The sequence below is a fragment of the Pseudomonas sp. YQ_5 genome, from assembly GCF_043103305.1.
Classification (GTDB): Bacteria; Pseudomonadota; Gammaproteobacteria; order Pseudomonadales; family Pseudomonadaceae; genus Aquipseudomonas; species Aquipseudomonas putida_Y.
The window spans coordinates 29,293-47,450 of the sequence record NZ_JBICJS010000078.1 but is presented as its reverse complement, the minus strand read 5'-3'; the positions used below and the strand labels follow the sequence as shown (position 1 = coordinate 47,450).

Below are 18,158 nucleotides of genomic sequence, written 5' to 3'. Positions count from 1 at the left end.
TTACCTGCCAGATGTATGACATAGGCATCTTAAGCAACCCACCTTCAACCGGGCCTCAGCTCTCGGCCACAAGCGGTCATCCGTCGTCTACAAAACCAGGAGCGATTCAACGGTCAGCGCTTCATTAAAATTTAGATGGCAATTAGGGAACAGGCTCAAGGTCATTTTGAGTTTGCTGAAAAGGGCCGCTTCCCTACGCAACGCCCTCTGGCCCCCAGAACACATTCAGTTGAGAGCCAGGCGGCCACCCAGGGCCCGAGGCAGAGACCTACACCTGGCATGGGATACAGCGCTGACAGATCTGGCGAGGTGCGGTAAGGTACCGTGAACAGTCACTCATCAGGGCTGTCACTAAGTGCTTTGATTTAGAATCATGGTTGCAACAATGGATGTAATACAAGAGAACAATGGAAATTCTAACGTTAGAAAAAATCGAAACAGTTGCAATGAAGTACAACCTTGCCTTCGGCCCATCCACGATTGCGTCGGGTCCCAAGACAAAGACCTATAAGCTCGCCATCGGTTTCATCCTGTTAACCGTTATCTTCATGGTTGGGTCTTTTGCTGCTCAGGTCGCAGACTCCAAGCTAACCCTGCCCCTTTGTCTCATTGCCGCTATGTTCGAGCTAATCGCTCTTTACCTACTCGCACGCCGATACGAGCCGGAATACCGGCAGTTTATGCTCAAAAAGCATGGCATCCTGGGTAACGAGACAACCTACTCCCGCAGCAGGCTAGAGGACTATAAGAGTGCTTGGCTAAAGCGGCACATTAATGCCTCCGAGGCTTCCTACTTAGAAATTGTAGAAAACCTCGAAAAAGTCATTGCTCTTAGCAAAAGCTTTAAAGAAAATGCGCTGACATTAGGTGAAAGCATCATTAACCACATTTTCAGCATAAAGCTGTTTCGCGGCTTCTTCACCCTTGGCTTCGTCGGGCTCGCGATGAACGCAACATTCAGGATATTGGACAACAATGAAAGCTTGAAAGCGCAAGCAGCTCCATACCTTCACAATCTCACAGCTTACACTGTTACCAGCATCATCCTTGCAATCTACTGCGCCGTAGTCTTTGGCATGGCTGCCTTGGCCTGGAGAGCCTCGCGGGATTTTTACCTCGAGCGTCGAAAAGGAAAGTGCTCCAAGAACTCGTTGAACTTCTTTGTGCAAGCCTTGTTAAAACGCGCCACCCTGCCCATCTATGATGCAAGGTTGACAAACAAGGCAGTGGCTTAAGTTTTTCCTTTAGCCGCTCTGTGACATTCGACGGCAACGACGATTCTGCAATAGGATACGCACCTACTCTGCTGGGTAGGTGCTAACTCCCTCCAGCGGCCATGCAGAGGAAGCACATCACATTCGTCTCGCTAGGCCCCCTCGGCCTTACCACTAGCGTCCGTAAGTTAGCGGACCCTAGCCTTTTGCCTTGACAACCGATTCAACGACTTTCCCTAGTAGCTCAAGCTCGCCCTTCTCCAGCTTCCTGGCTTCAAGGATTTCTGTAGACTGATCTTTCTCAAGTGCGGAAACTTTTGAGAAGTAGCAGTCGCTTTTCAGAAGCTCCATCAGATTAATCTTCGGCTCGGATTCAGCTGAAAGTATGAGCAGCGCGCTGACTTCTTCGCGCCTTCTTGCGATCGACTCGTAATACCTAAACTCATCCATAGCCGATCGATACTGTCTCAAGAAAAAGAAAGCAACAAACTCAATAAAGAACAATATCCCAAACTTCGGTGCCAAAAGCAGCAGCTTATCGATGAGCTGACCCGGCTCATTTAGAATGGGCGTCTGAATATAGAAAAAAGCAAGGCCGGAAAATGCCACAAATATACCAAGAAGTAGATATACGCCGGCACGCCCATAAATGCTTCTGGCCAAATTTCGGGAGCTTTCAGCTTGATCAAATAAAAGATCTGTTCCGCTCGAAAACCGAGAACGCTTTGCATGGCTACCGTCTGAACCATCCCCAGCCCTGGGCGGGGCAGTATGTTCTAGGCCGACAGGAGCCTGCTGGAAAGCCTTACCTTTCAGCAAAAACTCCAGAGGAAAGCTTGAAAAGATTTGCTTAAAAAATATTGGGAACAGGACAAATAGCGTCGCCACTATCACTTGTCCAAAACTTTCTTGAACAAAATAGTCAATAGCGTTATGCCCGTATAAGTAAGTCTGACGAAATAACATCAAAACTGGAACAACCATCCAGATAAGAATCTCGACAGACCACAGGGGCGACCAACGTAATTTTGGAGCTTTAATCGGCTTGTTCATTTACAGCGGCCCAGGCAATGAAAGTACTTAACGCCCTTAAAGGGACGCTCTAGTGCATTTGATAAGTAATCGCATGATCATAGCTGAATGCTATCAGCGCAGACAATCTGTTTCGACATCACCCCGCTTGACTGCGACGGCCCTCCCTACCACCACCAAGAGGGGCGTCCACCTGACCTTTTTACAGCCAGGCGGCCACTCCGTGCCCGAAGCAGCGACGAACACGAGCCATGGGCGACACCTCCCTCGACAACCAAGGGCTTGGCCGTCACTCCTTGTCGAATCTCAACGTCCTGCCTTGCCGACTAGATGAGCGCTTGGCCTTCGTGCCGGTATCGGGCTTGGCCGTGGCCTTCACACTGCTCTTAGCTGCCTTCTCATCAGAGCTCCGCTGCTCGAGTATCACTGTGAACCTCTTCACTCCCTTGTCCTTAAGTTCTGTACGAAAAGAGATGTCGCAAACACCGCATCCAACAGGCCAGTGAGACCATGGCGGCATAGCTTTTCGCGAGCTTGTCGAAGCGCGTTACGATGCGGCGGTTTTCTTTCAGCCAGCCAAACGTACGCTCGATGATGTTGCGCTGTCGGTACTTAGGTCGATCAAACAGCCTGGATAAGCCAGGCTTGGGTTTTCGCTTCATTGATCGCAACGGGATGACGGTCTGCATTCGATATTGATCGCAGTAACGGCGTAGCGCTTCGGCGTCGTAGCCCTTGTCAGCAAGCAGCCATTTACAGCGTTTGCGCGGGCGGCCACGTTGGCTCGATGGAATGCTGACTTCGTCCAGCAGTAGCTGGGTGTAGCTGATGTCACTGGCTTGACCGCCAGAGAGAAGGAAGCGCAACGGTCTCCCATTGGCGTCGCAGAGCATGTGGATTTTGGTTGTCAGGCCGCTACGACTGCGGCCTAAAGCGTGATCGGCAGGCTCGTCAGGCCCCTTTTTTCCCGGCGCCAGAAGAGGCTCGGTTTGCGCGTACTGCGGTTGAGTCGATCATCCAGGTCTGCAGGTCGATCAAGCCTTGCTCATTCAATCTCAGGTGCAGGCGTTTGAGCATCTGATCGAACGTCCCCTGATTTCGCCAGCCCCGAAACCGTTGATACACCGTTGACCACGGGCCGAAACGCTCCGGCATATCTCGCCACGCAGCACCCGAGCAGAGCACCCAGAGCGCGCCATCAAGCATCAGGCGATCGCTCAGGCGCGGCCGCCTTCGGCCATGGGGTTCCATAAAGAGATCGGAGACTACTCCCCAGGCCTCGTCCGAGAGTTTGTACCGCTTTGCCATCACAGAATTCCTTTCCGTCGATGGCGGGGGACTCTTCAAATCTCGGCGTTCAAGGCGCGGCGATTGGATTTCTCGGGGTTTCGTACAGAGCCTAAGGACTGCTTCTGGTCGATTTCGGTGCGTCACTAACGGCGGCTATGGTTGGTAACTGCCATCCGCGAGAAGCGACTAAGGCTAAGGTTGGGGAATGGGTCGCAGAACCCTTCAGCGCTTTCCATAATCTCGCCAGGGCTTTTTCAAGATGGTTCTCACCCAGGAAATCGGCTGAGGATAATTTTAGAGATAGAGACTTCTAGTCTGAGGAACAATACTGATTAGATTCATACGGTTGAGCATTGATTCGATTCCTGTCTCCGCACCAGAATCAGTTGGCCTATGGCGATTTCTCGCTACCTGGCACCAATAGAAGCCCGCCTTGTGCGGGCTTTTTTGTTCCCGCTGTCCCGTTCTCAAACCGCTAGGTCGTGCCTAGTCCTAAATCCGCGTTGCTCGTAGGAATCGTCTCGTTAGCTGCTCGAGGCCTCATTTGCCCCTTCTTAGCTGTTAGGTTCTTTCGCTCCTACAGTTCGCAAGGGACTCTGAAATGCGCGTCAGTCTGGATGGGCTTGGCCAAGCAGTAGACGGTGATGTGACCACCACAGGTGCGATTTGCATCGCCACCGGGGAAGGTTACCTCGACGAGGGACGAATGGTCCTGAGGATGGGGGATCCCACCACACCTTGTCCACTTTGCGGGCTGGAAGGAAAGGTCGTCGAAGGGGTGTGGCACTTCATCTCGGATGGCCAGCCAGTCGCGATGGATGGCGCGTTAGTTGATTGCGGTTGCCCAGAGGGTAGCAACCGGGTGGTGGCGCCTTTAGGGGAAATGCCCCCGCCGCGGCTGCCGGTTGCCGTACGCACTAGCCTCAAACCCGCTGGCCCTGGGAGCTCTAGCGCTTTGGCAGGGGCTTCGCACGCCATGGTTGGCGGATTGCCAGGGCAGATGCAGCCGGGATTCTATGTGGTGCCCCGGAGCATGTCGTTCCCGCAGATTCTGTTGGAACTGGCTAGCCATGATTCGACCTTGCCCATTTCGTACCTGCAACGCCTGAACCCGACTTTCGAGCAGGGGTTCAAGGCAGGGGAAATCTTCGTCATCGGCGATCCGGATAACGGTTATGCCTGCACCCAGGAGGAGGGCCAACTCATGGCGGCCGCCGAGCGCGCGCGACGTTCCTTGGCTGTACTCGATTTTGCCGAGTCAGATTTCATGATGGAGTATCAGGCTGAAATTGCCGGACTGCTTAGTGACGCCAGTCTCTCCATGGGTGTGGGTAAGGACATGATGGACCACGGCCTCCGGCAGCTTCGCAGCACACTTGGCAACATCGAGCGTTTGCATCAGCAAGAATTTCTGCGCCATGGCCATCTGAATAGTCCATCGTTCTTCGCCGAACGACGGCTGTTATTGGAGCAGCTAGATGGTCAGCTGAAGGCGACTTTTCTAAATAAACATCTGAATCTAGGGGCCTACGAGCGGCTGAAGAAAAGCTTGAATATCTCGACCAAGAGCCTTGTGCATCATTGGTCAAAAGCCGGTGGGCCAGGGCAGATTCCTGGGTACGCCACATACTTGGACAAAGTGGCGAAGCTTAGTAAGTACCTTCGGTATGGTGGGCATGTCGGAATTGGCTTAGGTGGTACATCTTCCTATCTGAAAGTCCAAGAGGCCTGCCGTGCAGGGGAAACCGAAGACTGCAAAAAAATTCGTTTGTCTGAGGCAGGTGCTTTCGCTGGGGGGCTGGCGGGAGGGATCGTGGGTGGCAAGATTGCTGGGATCACTGCGCTCGCTGTATGTGGGGTGTTCTCTGCTGGTACCGCGGGTTTCGGGGCGCCGGTATGTGGCATTGCGCTGGTCGGGGGAGGGGCTTTTGCTGGGAGCATCGCCGGTGCGGAGGGCGGTGAGCAAATGGGCGAGCTGATCTACGAATCACATTATGACTGAGTTCGAGAGTTGGCCCGTGTGGCTGAAGTGGATAATGCTGGCGTGTCCGTTCGTGATCGCGTTGGCCGGTTGTGCGGTCAGTGCATTCATCGCGAGTACAAGAAATTTCACTGTTGCAACCTCAGCTATCCAAAGTCATCCCGGCCTGGAGCAAATGAAACTTTTTTTGGGCACGCGGCGCTTTGGCGCTCGGTGGCTGCTGATAACGTTTCTTTGTGGAATACTCACTTGGCCTGGCGTACATATGCGCCGAGGGCATCTGGACATCGAAGAACTAGAAAACTTCCCTGCAAAACTTAAGTTGGCTCTACAGGTATCCACGTGGCTGACGGCCTTTGGCTTCGCTTGGATGTGGGTGACCTATGGATTCATCAAGGCGTGAACGTTGATGCCACGGAGGTCGTAGCTCTCACTGGATCCTTCGCAAGTCCCGATTCGATTCCACTGAAAGCCATAAATAGCTGATTTTTTTATAGATACCCTATGAGGTACGTCTATAAATCCACCAAATTCCAGCCCCGTGAAAACCGGGCCCTGACGCCCAACAACCGTCCGTCTGTCTCCGCACCAGACATCAAGGCTTGCAGCGATGCAGGCCTTTTTTGTATCTCGAACCGCCACACCCGCCCGATCCAATGTGAAGTGAGCCTCTCAAAGTCAGCCCTCCCTCTGTGGGAGATTGTGTCCTGCGAACACGGGCGCAGCCCGTGCCATCCACACCCACTCCAGCCCCAAGCATCCATCCCCTGCTGCCTTTCTCAACCCCAGAGCTTCGCAGCCTGCGGCACCCCGCCATAACCATAGGCCGTAGCACGCACCTCGATGAGGTGAACATTCGAATGCGGGTGCACATTCCCGATGCGCTGCGAAAGCAAATCATACGACTCACGCTGATAACGCCGTTTCTGCTCCACTGTCGTCGTCTCGTCGGTGATCGTGACCTCCAGGCGAAAGCTATTTCGCCCCAAGCACTCAAGTGACTCACTGTCGATGAACCACAACCCAGGATCGATGAACCGAACGATCACCATCGTTTGCGATGGCAGCTTGTCCAGAACACGAGCAGTCAGTTCTGTCAGCTCATGACCGAGGCGCGACGCCAGCGCAGCATCTGGCGCGCCGGATAAGGTCAAGGTGATACCAGGCATTTGGGTGATCCTCGTAAGTGATTTGCCTGTAACTTAGCCTTTGAACACGATCCCAAAAAGCGGGAATATCAGGCCTTATCTTCCTGTTTATCCGGAACTTGCATGTACCACTTCGACCTTGCCCAGCTCCACGTCTACTTGGCGGTCTGCGATGCTGGCAGCATCTCTGCTGCCGCGCCTGGCCTGTTTCGCTCAACCTCCGCCATCAGCGAACAGCTGCGTAAGCTGGAAGACGCCATCGGCGTCGACTTGCTCATCCGAGGCAAGCAAGGCGTTCGCCCAACCCCGGCAGGTGAACGCCTTGTACGCCACGCCAGGCAGCTCCTCACCCTGGGCGAGCGGGCGCTGTCCGATGTCCGAGGCGAACAGTTCGAAGGGGAGATACGCCTGGCGATCACCGATTACTTCCGCCCCGACGACATTGCTGGCCTGCTGAAAAAATTACGTGAATGGCACCCACGGCTTCGACTTCATGTGGTGATGAAAAAGAGCCTGGAAATGGATCAGGCAAGTGACTACCTGGATATCGGCTTGGCCATGTGTTTTAACGAACGCTTGCCCACAGCCAACACCTTCGAGGTGAGGCAGGAACCCCTGCAGTGGGTTGCCGCTGCAGGCTGGGTCCCAGAGCCTGGGCAGCCGCTGCCACTGCTCGCGATCAGCGGATGTGGATTGTCGGACTACAGCTGCCAGATATTGGAACGCGCCCATGTCGAATACGAGATCGTTTACTCGACCTCAGGTGTGGCGGGGTTGCAATCAGCATTGAGGGCAGGGCTTGGCATTGCGTGCCTTAATGCGAGTGCCATACCGGACGGCGTGGAGCCCTACAGGACTGGACTGCCGGCGTTGGCGCAGGCCAGGTTCTTGCTGCTTCCACCGCGCAAGGGGGAATCTGAGCTGGTAGAAAATGTGCGGCGATTGTTGCAGGGTTATCTCGCGTAGGGTTGGGGACGAGGCGTTCATGGTGTCAGGCTAAAGGACATAGATTTGGGCCTTTGTCCCGTGGGTATCCAGGTTGCCTTCTGCTCGAAGTGCGGCATCGAAGCCCGTGCCATCCACCACCTGACCCAGCGCAAATAAACATGGTCCTATCACTCATAGGCCGAACCCCAGGCAGTTCCTGCTTCCCAGGTGCAGCAACTCCTCTAGCCCCCTCCCGCGCGCTGTGAATGCATAATCGGTAGTGTTGTGCCGGTTTTCCAGCGATTAAGCTTTTAATCAGCAAAATATTGCCGATTCCTGCCATGCGCACTATGATAATCAGCATTAAAGTACTGATTAATGGTGTCGCGATGCCGCTCAGACTCACGATCCAGGCTTTCTCCGATGGTGCATGGCGCGATGCAGCGACACTCACGGTTGAGAACCCCGAGCGTGTTGCTGATGGAAGGTGCCTTGTCGCCTACGACGGCGACTACATCATCGCGAACGTTGATCGCATGGAAGATCGTTGCGAACTCGCCCTAAGCGTTAACCTTCCGTTGAACTGGGACCACCATGACGTCAAAGGGTATCCAGCATTCCTCTACGACATCATTCCCTCTGGTGCTGCCAAGGACTCTCTTGAATCCCGCTATGGGCGTCTTAAGCCCGAAGGTGTGGAAATGGGGCTGTACCTTCTGGAACGTTTCACGCCGGCGCCTATTGGACATCTGCGCATCAAGGAATCGGTGGAAGGCCTTCAGCCGGATCGGAACGAGGCTTTCGCGCGTGCTGAGGTCGTGGACAGAACGAACGAATTTCTTGAGTACGCCTATGAAACCGGCGCGGCGTTGGGCGGTGCTACCGGTGCCAACGGGCAAGCCCCCAAGCTGGTCATGACCGAAGCCCACGGCGGTGCTCTGTATGCTGATGCGATGCTCCCCGATGACCAGGCGTGCCGTCACTGGCTGATTAAGTTCGCGCGTAATCGAGGCGGCGAGCGCGACCAAGACATCCTGCGAACAGAGTTTCATTACTACAAGGCGGTTGCTGCCCTCGGCCTTGATACGGTTGCCACTGATGGCTTGGCGCTTGAAGAGGCATTGAAGCCAAGCCTCTGGATGCCACGATTTGATCGCCGAGTAGTGGATGGCGTGGTGGAGCGGATACCGCTGGAGTCGGTGTACTCGATCTGCGGTATTACCGGCTACGCGCATCCGATGGCGCATGCCGAAGTTGTTCACCGCCTGGTAGGTCTATGGATCGATAACGGCCAGCAGGATGAGGTGGACGACCTGGTGTTCGAGTACGTGCGGCGCGATCTGCTGAACCGCATTCTAGGGAACACCGATAATCACGGCCGCAACACTTCCATCATGCGTGTGGGTGGGAGGTTTCGTTTGGCGCCAATCTATGACCTCGCGCCAATGATCCTCGATGAAGAGGGCATCACACGGACGACGAAGTGGGCGGCAGAGCGCAAGGGGTCTTCCAATTGGCGCGACAACTGCGCTGAGCTTGTTGCTTACACTGATCCCGATGTCCTGCTGCAACGGTTGATGCATGCGGCTGAGGCATTCAGGGCGTTGCCCGATCTGCTGACCGATGCGCCCGAATCGATGCGCAATGCAGCCTCTCTACCCGTGAATAACCTGGACAAGCGACTCGTGGAGTGGGGACTGCGATGAAAAAACTACAGCCTGAAGAGCGCGCCCAGCTCGTAGAAGATATCGTCAAGCGCAACGCGGCGGGGCTCGATCCAATCGGGACATCCATCCGCCGCCTACGGCTCGAAGTCACCGGGCTTGACCAAGAGACCTTCGCGGCCATGTGCAAGATGTCCACGAAAAGCCTGTACGAACTGGAAAGCGGGAAGTCGAATCCGAAGCTCAGCACTTTGGAGGCCGTACTGCGTCTCTTTGGTGTGCGGATGGGGATGGTGATGACTGCCAAAGATAAGCCCACTGCAACGCTCGTCGGCAACACTGTCGGCCAGTTGAAGGCTGGTGGGCCAATCGCTGTGGCCGCGCCGCTGGCCAGTTCCTACGTGGGGGGCGGCCCGAAACGAGGGAAAAGCCCTGCGGCAGTCAAAGCGAAGAAGGCAGTGTCGAGGCCGGCATCGCCACGGGCACGGAAAAGCAGTCAGGAATAACTACAACTGGGATTCATCAAGCGATTCGGATTATCAGCCGGTTGGCCAGTGAGCAGTGTGGGAAGGTGTTGGAACGCGATGGCCAGGAGTTGGAGGGGTAGGCGAGGGTGTTGATTGGGCCAGGTATCGCATGTTGCGCCTGGCCTAGTCTGCTGAAGGCCACTGAAGGATTATTCCAGTCATGTCGGAGTATGGGGCTGCTGCGCAGCCCTTCGCAGGCAAGCCAGCTCCTACACGGACCGCATTTATCCTGGGAAGTACATATGACCTGTGGCAAGCCGTTTTCCTACGGCGCGCGTTGGCTATTCGTGCCCCGAGAAACTTGCGAAAACAGCCACCCAGGAATAAAGTCCCTACGTCGCCGAAGCATCGGCGATGCGACCTTGGCCGGTCGGAATCGAAAGGCGCATCAGCGCCCAATCTTCATCGCAGGCGCTTTTTTTGTGCCCGCGATGTTGCGTTATGGCGGTGGTGCGCGGGACACCTTCGGGTGTGCCGGGCTCCTTTCGTCCCGGTCGGCCAACCCGCGTACTGCTGCCACCTTAACTTGCTTGGCCGCGAGCGGTGGCAGTTCCATCACGAAAGGAACTCATGCATGACCACCGTAAACCCGTTACAGATCCGCGTATCCGTTCGCCGCCGTTGTTCTTCGGCCGCCCTGAGTGAGCTCACCGTCGGCAAACCTTTCTTCACCTCCGTCCAATCGGAGGCCCGCCATGTCTGACCAAGAACGCCTCTCCACCATCCAAAGCTACGCCTGGACCCTTGAACTGCTAGGCGAGGCCCTGGTCCAGCACGACGAAATGCTCGAGTGCGAACACAACCCGCGGCTGAGTTTTCGCAACACGGCCGGTATCCATCAGGCGATCCGGATCATCAGCCGGTTGGCCAGCGAGCAGTGTGGGAAGGTAATGGAACGAAGCGAGCAGGATCTGCAGCGTTAGGCCAGATCATTGCTCGAGGGTGGGGCCAGATTGGGGCTGCTGTGCAGCCCCCGTTGACTCGAGTTCAACCTATGGTGATGGCCGCATTCAACATCAACACCACCATCAGCCCGACCACCGCCACGATGGACTGCACCACCGAAATGGTCTTGGTGGCTTCGCCCATGGTCATGCCAAAGGATTCTTTCACCATCCAGAAGCCTGCATGGTTCGCATAGTTGAAAAACAGCGAACCGCAGCCGATGGACAAGGCCAGCAAAGGCAGGTTGAGGCTGGGGTCTGCACCTGCCAGCGGTGCCAGCAAGCCGGCAGCCCCTACGATACCGACCGTGGCGGAACCGGTAGACACCGAGAGCAACATCGCGATCAGCCACCCCAGGATCAGGGGAGGGAAGGCAGATTGCTGGGTCAGGTGCACAATGGCATCGCCTACCTTGGCGCTGGTCAGCATCTCCTGGAAGGCACCGCCACCGGCAATGATCATGATGATCGAGGCAATTGGCTTGAGGCTTTTGCCCAGTGCATCGCGCAGCTGTTCGGCGTCGCCGCCGCGCGCAAGCACCAGGCTGGCGCCAGCGAACAGCACGCCCAGCAGCATGGCGATCAGCGGGTTGCCCAGGAAACTGGCCAGTTCCAGCAGCGCATTGCCTTTGGGCAGCAGCATCTCGGCGACGGCATGCACCAGCATCAGGATGGCCGGCAGCAATGCGGCCAGCATGCCGACCATTACCCCGGGGCGGGGTTGGCCATCGGCTTTTTCAGCCAGTGTGAACTGGTCCAGCAATGCCTGATCGGGCCGCGTGTTCATGCGCGGTGAAATGAACATGCCGTACAGCGGGCCGCCCAGGATCATTGCCGGAATGGCGGTAAGGAAGCCATACAGCATGGTGGGCCCAACCGAGGTCTTGAGCACGGCGATGGCGGTCAGTGGGCCTGGGTGCGGCGGTACCATGCCGTGCATGGCGGCAAGCGCCGAAATGACCGGCACACCTACATACACATACGGCGAGCCTTTGAAGCGCGCCTTGCTTTCCAGTTTGCGCGCCACGCTGAATATCAGCGGCAGCATGATCACCAGGCCGACTTCGAAAAACATGGGGATGCCAATGACGAAGGCAACCAGCATCATGGCCCAAGGGATCATGCGGTCGGAGGTGCGCTTGAGGATGACATCCGCGACCTGTTCCGTGACGCCAGCGTCAGCCAGGATCTTGCCGAGCATTGCACCCAGCGCAATCACCACCCCCACTGCGCCCAGTGTCTTGCCGGCGCCAGTGAGCAGGTGGGAGACGATGCTGCCTGGCGCCATATGCGTCGCGAAGCCCACGCCAATGGACACCACCAGCAAGGCCAGCAGCGGATGCATTTTCAGGCGCGAAACGATGAGCGCCACCAGCACCAGAACACTGGCCAGTGCCGTCAGTAATAGCTGTATATCTAAGGGGGTCATTCAAGGAGTCTCGGTTGGGCTGGCGCTCGGGCTGCACTCAGGGTTTGAAGGCGTGACGGGCGTTTCCACGGGGCATGCCCAGGTGGCTGCCGTTGGGCTGCTGCTACGGTTTCGAGGAAGGGGACGCGGCTTTGCGCTAGCTGCCGCTCACAGGCGGGCGCCTGGTAACGGAAGGTGGGCAGCAGGGAGGCGTGGCGCTGAGGCCGGTGGGCGGCGGTGTGGCGACGGGGCGCTTGGGCAGCATGGTCATTGGTTGATTCACCTTGTTGTATGGTCATCTATATGAATCTGGCCAAAGTATTTGCGCTGCCGTGGAACACTGTCAAGTGAAGGTCGTCGCATCATCTTGGGTGGCCATTTAGCCCCGGCAGGCAATACTTCTCTCTATACGCAGGCGTGTTCCTGGTGGCGCGCGCCGCTGGGAGGTGTCTGGTGAACAAATTAACGATTGTGGGTGCCGGCCTGGTCGGCGAGGCGGCGGCGCAGATCATCGCCCGGGATGAGTTGTGCCGTGAGCTGGTGTTGATGGACGTGCAGGGTGAACTGGCGCAGGGCAAGGCGCTGGACGTTTGGCAGGCGGCTGTGGATTCAGGGTCCGATACCCATGTTCACGGCGGGGCCAAAGCCGAGATGCTGGAGGGGTCCGAGCTGGTGGTGATCACGGCGGGCGTGCCGCGCAAGCCCGGCCAGTCGCGCCAGGATGTATTGAGTACCAACCTGCCAATCCTCGACAGCATCATGGCGGATATCAAGCACCACGCGCCGACAGCGACGGTGCTGGTGGTGTCCAACCCGGTCGATGTGCTCACCTACCGCGCCTGGAGCGTGAGCGGTCAGGGGCGCGACAAGGTGTTCGGGCAGGCGGGGGTGCTGGATACCGCGCGCATGAAGTGCTTCATCGCCGAGCAAACCGGGTTTTCTGCACGGGATATCACGGCGTTGGTGCTGGGCGGGCATGGCGACAGCATGGTGCCGCTGATGCGCTACTGCCAGATTGGCTCGGTGCCATTGTCGCACTTCCTGTCCAGCGAGCAGATCGAACAGATTGTCGAGCGCACCCGTAAGGGCGGCGGCGAGATTCTGGGGTTGAAGAAGACGGGGAGCGCCTGCGATGCACCGGGCGTGGCCATTGCGCAGATGGTCGATGCGATCGCCAATGGGCGGAACCGTATTTTGCCGGCGGTGGCGATTCTTGAGGGCGAGTATGGGCGAACGGATATCGCCATGGGCGTGCCCTGCGTACTGGCAGAGAAGGGGCTTGCGCGGGTGATCGAGTTGCCGCTGGATGCGCAGGAACAGGCGATGTTCGACCACTCTGCAGATCAGGTGGCGCGGGATATTGCAGAGATGAAGGCGTTGTAGAGCTTGAAGCGTCATGCATCGGGTGTGGCGGCTCGGGCAGTGGGGGAACCCTTTGCCTCCGTACCTGTCACACCCGTTCATTGGGGTTCAGACCCATCATTACCAAGGAGAGGTAGGCATGGGCGGTGCAACATCGGGACGTACCACCTTGACCAACTTCACGTTCACCAAGTTTCTCGACAGAGCGAGTTGCAAGCTGCTGGAAGCCAGCTGCTCGGGCCAGCATCTCAAGGAAGTATCGGAGTGAATGAAGTTGAGCCTGGGCTAATTGCGATTTTGATTCTTGCACCCATGATGCTGGCGATGGTCGTACAGTGTTTCATCGCACATAAATACACTGAGTACTACGAGTCGTTGCTAACGCGCTGTAGCTTCGTGACCGGCAACAAAATCACGTTTCAACATGCAGGCCTTCTGGGCAAGGTTATGCGTACGGGTTTGATCTCCATGGTGCTGGCTATACCGAGCCTCTTCGTGCGCAGGGGGTTGATTGACTTCGATGAAGTCAAACGTTTCCCCTCAAGCATGAGACGACTGCTGGTGAGCCTGTTGGTCATTCACATCCTGCTGGCAACCGCGCTTATTATTTTCACTTACGCGTAGCCTGGCCGCTCCTGCATGGGGCGCGGTCAGGCCTGTCGGTTTTGCACGAGCCGTGCAGCCCTCAGCGCTGATAAGCCTTGCCAAAATGCCGTTCCAGGCGCGCCTGCAGCAGCTCCAGCAGTATCGACAGCACCCAGTAGATCACGGCGGCGGTGGTCAGCATTTCCAGGTAGCGATAGCTCGAACGCCCATACGACTGCGCCAGAAACATCACCTCCCAAACCCCCATCACGGAAATCAGCGACGAGTCCTTGAGCATCGAGATGAACTGGTTGGCGGTGGGCGGAATGATCACCCGCATGGCCTGGGGCAGGATGATGTGGCAGAAGATCTGCGGCGTGCGCATGCCCAGCGCCAATGCTGCTTCACGTTGCCCACGGGCCACGCCGAGGATGCCGGCGCGGAAGATCTCGCTCAGGTAGGCCCCGTAGTTCAGCGACAAGGCAATGATGCCGGCGCTGATGGCGCCGGGTACCAGGCCCACCTGCGGCAGCCCCAGGTAGATCAGCAGAATCTGGATCAGCAGCGGCGTGCCACGGAAGAACGAGGTGTAGAAGCTGGCCACACCCACCAACACCGCGCTGTTGGATAACCGTGCCAGCGCGGCGGCAAAGCCGAGCAGCACGGATACCACCATCGAGCACAGGCACAGGAACAGGGTCAGTGCGGCGCCTTGCAGAAAACCATTGGGCCCCAGCTTGAAACCGGCCAGGTTGGGAAACTTCTCCAGAATGATGGCGAACTTCAGGTCAAAGCTGAGGAAGAAGGCGACAAACAGCCCGAACAGCGCCAGCCAGGTCAGCAGTAACCGGGTGCGAAAGCCGAACAGGCCGGTGCCCGCAGGCTTTGCCACGGGCTTGGGGGAGGGGGGGAAGGTGCTCATTTGCTGATGTCGGCGCCAATCCATTTCTGCGACAGCTTGGCCAGGGTGCCATCAGCCTTCAGCTCGGCGAACACCTGGCGTACCTTGGCATCCCACTCAGGGTCGCCTTTTTCGATGGCTACCGCGTTGGGCTCTTCATACAGCGGCGCGCCGGCCAGCTTGAAGCGCTTGTCTTGCTGCAGGCGCGGCTGCGCGGTCACCAGGTTGGTAATGATGGCGTCCAGGCGCACGCCAGTGCCCAGCCCCAGGTCCTGGAAGGCGACGTTTTCAGTGTCGTAGGGCGCAGCCTGCACGAAGTCGAACGGGTAATCGATCTTCTGGTCTTCCTTGCCTTCAATGACCAGGTTCTTGTTCAGGTAGCTTTCATAGCTCGATGCACTGATCGAACCTACCTTGCGGCCTTCCAGGTCTTTGGCGCCATGGATGCGCTCATCCGAGGCATTGACCACGATCACGGCGGGCGATGCGTAGTACTCCACGGGGAAGTCGAACACCTCGGCGCGCGCCTTGCTCGGGGTCATCGAGCAAATGCAGATGTCGTAGCGCCCACTCCAGCGGCCAGCGGCAATCACGTCCCAGGACGGTGTTTCCATGCGCAGTTTGACGCCGAGCTTGTCGGCCACTGCCTTGGCCACGTCCACGTCGTAACCGTCGAGCTGGTTGTGGTCATTGAGGAAGGAAAACGGCGGGTAGCTTTCCATCAGCACGTTGACCATTTCCTTGCGCGATTCAACCCGCTCCAACGTGGCGCCAGCAAAGGCTTGGGTGGCAGTTGCGAGCAGTACAAGCCCCGCACCCAGCAGAGAAGAAAATCGCATGTACATACCTGATATGTTGGGCAAATGGGTGATAGGGTATTTAATAGTTATAACCCCAATCCCCATAGTGAATTTTATTCATAAGAACCTTCAGAGAAGTTATATGGCAGAGCGAACGATGGTAATTCTGGACGGTGGCATGGGCCGAGAGCTGCAGCGCAGCGGTGCACCGTTTCGCCAGCCCGAGTGGTCGGCGCTGGCGCTGAGCGAGGCGCCGGAGGCGGTCGTGGGCGTGCATGCAGCCTTCATCGAGGCGGGTGCGCAGGTCATCACCAGCAACAGCTATGCAGTAGTGCCGTTCCACATCGGTGAAGAACGCTTTGCCGCCGAAGGGCGACAGTTGGCCCATATCGCAGGCCAGCTCGCGCGGCACGCGGCAGATACCGGTGCGCACCCGGTCAGGGTGGCAGGTTCGCTGCCGCCGCTGTTCGGGTCCTACCGGCCCGACCTGTTCCAGCCCGAGCGTGTGGCAGAGGTGCTGACCCCGTTGCTCCAGGGCCTGGCCCCGCATGTTGACCTGTGGCTGGCCGAAACCCAGAGTTCCGTGGCCGAAGTGCGGGCCATTCACAGCCATTTGCCGGCAGACGGCAGGCCGTTCTGGGTGTCCTTCACCCTGCAGGACGAGGACGTCGACGACGTACCGCGCCTGCGTTCCGGTGAACCAGTGGCCGAAGCCATCGAGGCCGCAGTCAGCCTGGGGGTGGCTGCGGTGTTGTTCAACTGCAGCCAGCCTGAGGTGATCGGCGCCGCCATTGATGTCGCGCGCTCGGTCATCGAGCGACACAACGCCGAGATTGCCATCGGTGCCTATGCCAACGCCTTCCCGCCGCAGCCCAAAGAAGCCACTGCCAACGATGGACTGGACGAACTGCGCGAAGACCTCGATCCGCCGGGTTACCTGGCATGGGCCAAGGACTGGCGTGCGCGCGGTGCCAGCATGGTCGGCGGTTGCTGTGGCATCGGCCCGGAGCATATCGCCGAGCTGAAGCGCAACCTGGCCTAAGCGCCCACGTGGCCGGGCGGCTTTGCTAGAGGCGAACAGTCGCTGACGTTGAGCCTGGCCCGGCGTATCGAGGTCGGCTATCTGGAAGAGGTGCGGGTGTTCGCTGTGTGCCCCGAATAGTCTTTTCTCTATGACGAGTGGCACGGGTCAGCGCACAAACCGTGGTACCGCTCGTATATAGATCAGTTCGCTGACCAGCTCTACCAGGGTTTGCGTGATCACGGCTGCCGCTGCCAACCCGCGCATCTCTTCTGGCAGCGCCAGCGCCAGCGGCAGCACCACCAGCGAGTTGCGCGTGGCTGCGCTGAACGTCACCGAGCGTGCCTCGCTGGCCGGCAGGCGCAGCAGGCGCGCACAGATGAAGCCGAGCACCGGCGCCAGCAGCATGAAGCCGATGTATACCGGAACCACCGGCAGCAGACGGTCGAAATCACGCAGTACCACGACAATCTGCGAAGCGATCACCACCATCAGCACCAAGGCCATGGCCGGCACCGGCAACCACGCCCAGGCGTCGTTCCAGGCCGCGACGGCGCGCGAGCGCCGGCCACCGGCGCTGGTGAGTACCGCGAGGGCCATCGGCAAAACGATCAACAGCACGAAGGCTTCCAAGAACGGGGTGATGGAGATTGCCACCTGGCTGCTGCCACCCAGCATCAGGGCCAGATACACCGGCAGCAGCACCAGTTGCGCCAGCAATAACAGGGGGGTTGCGGCCAGGGTCAGGCGTGAGTCGCCTTTGCCAATGTGGGTGAACACCACCACGTAGTCGATGCAGGGCGTAAGCAGCACCAGCAAGGCACCGACGAGGATCGCCGGGTGTTCCACCAGCCCACGGGTGATGGCCCAGACAAGCAGCGGAACGAGAATGAAATTGGCCAGTAGCAGGGCCGTGATGAAGCGGCGGTTACCCAGGCCCTGGCGCAGGTCGAGGAAGGGTATTTGCAGGAACATCGCGTACATCAGCACGGCGATGGCGGGGGTGATCAGGGCTTCAAGCTGGCGCGCAGTGTCGCTGGCCAGCAGGCCGAAGACGATAGCGACCAGTACGGCGGCGAAGTAGATGGGGATCTGCCGGGTTTCGAGTTGCTCTCTGGTCAAGGTGTGGCCTGTGGTTGGTGGTGTCAAACAGGGTAATACGTGATGGCACGTGGCTGCTCGAAATCATTCCCTGTGGGAGCGGGCGTGCCCGCGAACACCGGCGCAGCCGGTGCCATCCACCGCGTAGCCTTCTTCGCGGGCACGCCCGCTCCCACAGGATGTGTATCAGGCCTGCGAACGGGTTTCATGGTCCGTTCACGAAAAAGCCCGGCACTGGGCCGGGCTCTTTCAC

Annotated in this window: 18 protein-coding genes and 1 pseudogene; 12 read left to right on the top strand and 7 right to left on the bottom strand. The window is 57.9% G+C overall.

Annotated elements, in window-relative coordinates; genetic code table 11:
* The first annotated feature begins 407 nt into the window (after positions 1-407).
* The gene (locus ACF8EA_RS18270) at positions 408-1,235 is read left to right on the top strand and encodes a hypothetical protein (RefSeq protein ID WP_392522845.1); all 828 of its coding nucleotides are present in this window, start codon (positions 408-410) and stop codon (positions 1,233-1,235) included.
* Positions 1,236-1,412: 177 nt separating this feature from the next.
* Here ACF8EA_RS18270 and ACF8EA_RS18265 read toward each other — a convergent pair whose 3' ends face one another.
* Positions 1,413-2,267, bottom strand: a complete 855-nt coding sequence (locus tag ACF8EA_RS18265; RefSeq protein ID WP_392522843.1) for a hypothetical protein — start codon at positions 2,265-2,267, stop codon at positions 1,413-1,415.
* A 431-nt stretch (positions 2,268-2,698) separates the two neighbouring features.
* A protein-coding gene (locus ACF8EA_RS18260) for an IS5 family transposase (protein WP_392522841.1) occupies positions 2,699-3,554 on the bottom strand; the annotation gives its coding sequence in 2 pieces (ribosomal slippage) (positions 2,699-3,206 and positions 3,205-3,554; 858 coding nt in all).
* 583 nt (positions 3,555-4,137) lie between these two features.
* Between ACF8EA_RS18260 and ACF8EA_RS18255 the strand changes: the two genes are divergently transcribed.
* Both ACF8EA_RS18255 and ACF8EA_RS18250 read left to right on the top strand, forming a co-directional pair.
* A complete protein-coding gene (locus tag ACF8EA_RS18255; protein ID WP_392522840.1) occupies positions 4,138-5,538 on the top strand; it encodes a PAAR domain-containing protein in 1,401 nt (466 codons plus the stop codon).
* Complete coding sequence (locus ACF8EA_RS18250) at positions 5,531-5,920, top strand: hypothetical protein (protein ID WP_392522839.1); 390 nt, start codon at positions 5,531-5,533, stop codon at positions 5,918-5,920. Before ACF8EA_RS18255 ends, ACF8EA_RS18250 begins: the two co-directional genes overlap by 8 nt.
* A 376-nt stretch (positions 5,921-6,296) precedes the next feature.
* On the opposite strand, the gene ACF8EA_RS18245 is transcribed toward ACF8EA_RS18250, so the two are convergent.
* Positions 6,297-6,686 carry a 4-oxalocrotonate tautomerase family protein gene (locus ACF8EA_RS18245; protein ID WP_392520459.1) on the bottom strand — a complete coding sequence of 130 codons (390 nt, stop codon included), beginning with the start codon at positions 6,684-6,686 and terminating at the stop codon, positions 6,297-6,299.
* 102 nt (positions 6,687-6,788) lie between these two features.
* On the opposite strand from ACF8EA_RS18245, the gene ACF8EA_RS18240 reads away from it, so the two are divergent.
* The 5 genes from ACF8EA_RS18240 (at position 6,789) to ACF8EA_RS18220 (ending at position 10,706) form a co-directional block, all read left to right on the top strand.
* On the top strand, positions 6,789-7,631 hold the full coding sequence (locus ACF8EA_RS18240; RefSeq protein ID WP_176685559.1) for a LysR family transcriptional regulator: 843 nt from the start codon (positions 6,789-6,791) through the stop codon (positions 7,629-7,631).
* 311 nt (positions 7,632-7,942) lie between these two features.
* Entirely contained in the window at positions 7,943-9,298 is a 1,356-nt protein-coding gene (locus ACF8EA_RS18235; protein ID WP_392522847.1) for a type II toxin-antitoxin system HipA family toxin, read from the top strand.
* Positions 9,295-9,762, top strand: coding sequence for a helix-turn-helix domain-containing protein (locus ACF8EA_RS18230; RefSeq protein WP_392522837.1), 468 nt, complete (start codon positions 9,295-9,297; stop codon positions 9,760-9,762). The genes ACF8EA_RS18235 and ACF8EA_RS18230 overlap by 4 nt, the downstream gene beginning before the upstream one ends.
* Positions 9,763-10,357: 595 nt before the next feature.
* Positions 10,358-10,486 (top strand): hypothetical protein, encoded by a 129-nt coding sequence (locus tag ACF8EA_RS18225; RefSeq protein WP_256559744.1) that lies wholly within the window; start codon positions 10,358-10,360, stop codon positions 10,484-10,486.
* Positions 10,479-10,706 carry a hypothetical protein gene (locus ACF8EA_RS18220; protein ID WP_014755271.1) on the top strand — a complete coding sequence of 76 codons (228 nt, stop codon included), beginning with the start codon at positions 10,479-10,481 and terminating at the stop codon, positions 10,704-10,706. The genes ACF8EA_RS18225 and ACF8EA_RS18220 overlap by 8 nt, the downstream gene beginning before the upstream one ends.
* A 64-nt stretch (positions 10,707-10,770) precedes the next feature.
* On the opposite strand, the gene ACF8EA_RS18215 is transcribed toward ACF8EA_RS18220, so the two are convergent.
* Positions 10,771-12,156, bottom strand: coding sequence for a GntP family permease (locus ACF8EA_RS18215; protein WP_392522835.1), 1,386 nt, complete (start codon positions 12,154-12,156; stop codon positions 10,771-10,773).
* Between the two features lie 432 nt (positions 12,157-12,588).
* On the opposite strand from ACF8EA_RS18215, the gene ACF8EA_RS18210 reads away from it, so the two are divergent.
* The 3 genes and pseudogenes from ACF8EA_RS18210 (at position 12,589) to ACF8EA_RS18200 (ending at position 14,121) form a co-directional block, all read left to right on the top strand.
* Complete coding sequence (locus ACF8EA_RS18210; RefSeq protein ID WP_014589614.1) at positions 12,589-13,518, top strand: malate dehydrogenase; 930 nt, start codon at positions 12,589-12,591, stop codon at positions 13,516-13,518.
* A 121-nt stretch (positions 13,519-13,639) separates the two neighbouring features.
* Positions 13,640-13,756, top strand: a pseudogene (locus ACF8EA_RS18205) (type VI secretion system tube protein Hcp); the annotation flags it as partial.
* 5 nt (positions 13,757-13,761) lie between these two features.
* Positions 13,762-14,121 (top strand): hypothetical protein, encoded by a 360-nt coding sequence (locus ACF8EA_RS18200; protein ID WP_020191670.1) that lies wholly within the window; start codon positions 13,762-13,764, stop codon positions 14,119-14,121.
* 61 nt (positions 14,122-14,182) lie between these two features.
* Here the strand turns inward: ACF8EA_RS18200 and ACF8EA_RS18195 are convergent, their stop codons facing one another.
* Together ACF8EA_RS18195 and ACF8EA_RS18190 are read right to left on the bottom strand one after the other, a co-directional pair.
* Complete coding sequence (locus ACF8EA_RS18195) at positions 14,183-15,004, bottom strand: amino acid ABC transporter permease (RefSeq protein ID WP_019437930.1); 822 nt, start codon at positions 15,002-15,004, stop codon at positions 14,183-14,185.
* Complete coding sequence (locus ACF8EA_RS18190; RefSeq protein ID WP_279935462.1) at positions 15,001-15,822, bottom strand: ABC transporter substrate-binding protein; 822 nt, start codon at positions 15,820-15,822, stop codon at positions 15,001-15,003. The genes ACF8EA_RS18195 and ACF8EA_RS18190 overlap by 4 nt, the downstream gene beginning before the upstream one ends.
* Before the next feature lie 118 nt (positions 15,823-15,940).
* Here ACF8EA_RS18190 and ACF8EA_RS18185 point away from each other — a divergent pair, with 118 nt between their 5' ends.
* Positions 15,941-16,825: a homocysteine S-methyltransferase family protein gene (locus ACF8EA_RS18185; RefSeq protein ID WP_181005150.1), complete on the top strand. Its 885-nt coding sequence runs from the start codon at positions 15,941-15,943 to the stop codon at positions 16,823-16,825.
* Between the two features lie 147 nt (positions 16,826-16,972).
* Here ACF8EA_RS18185 and ACF8EA_RS18180 read toward each other — a convergent pair whose 3' ends face one another.
* Entirely contained in the window at positions 16,973-17,926 is a 954-nt protein-coding gene (locus ACF8EA_RS18180) for an arsenic resistance protein (RefSeq protein WP_392522833.1), read from the bottom strand.
* Positions 17,927-18,158: the final 232 nt, after the last annotated feature.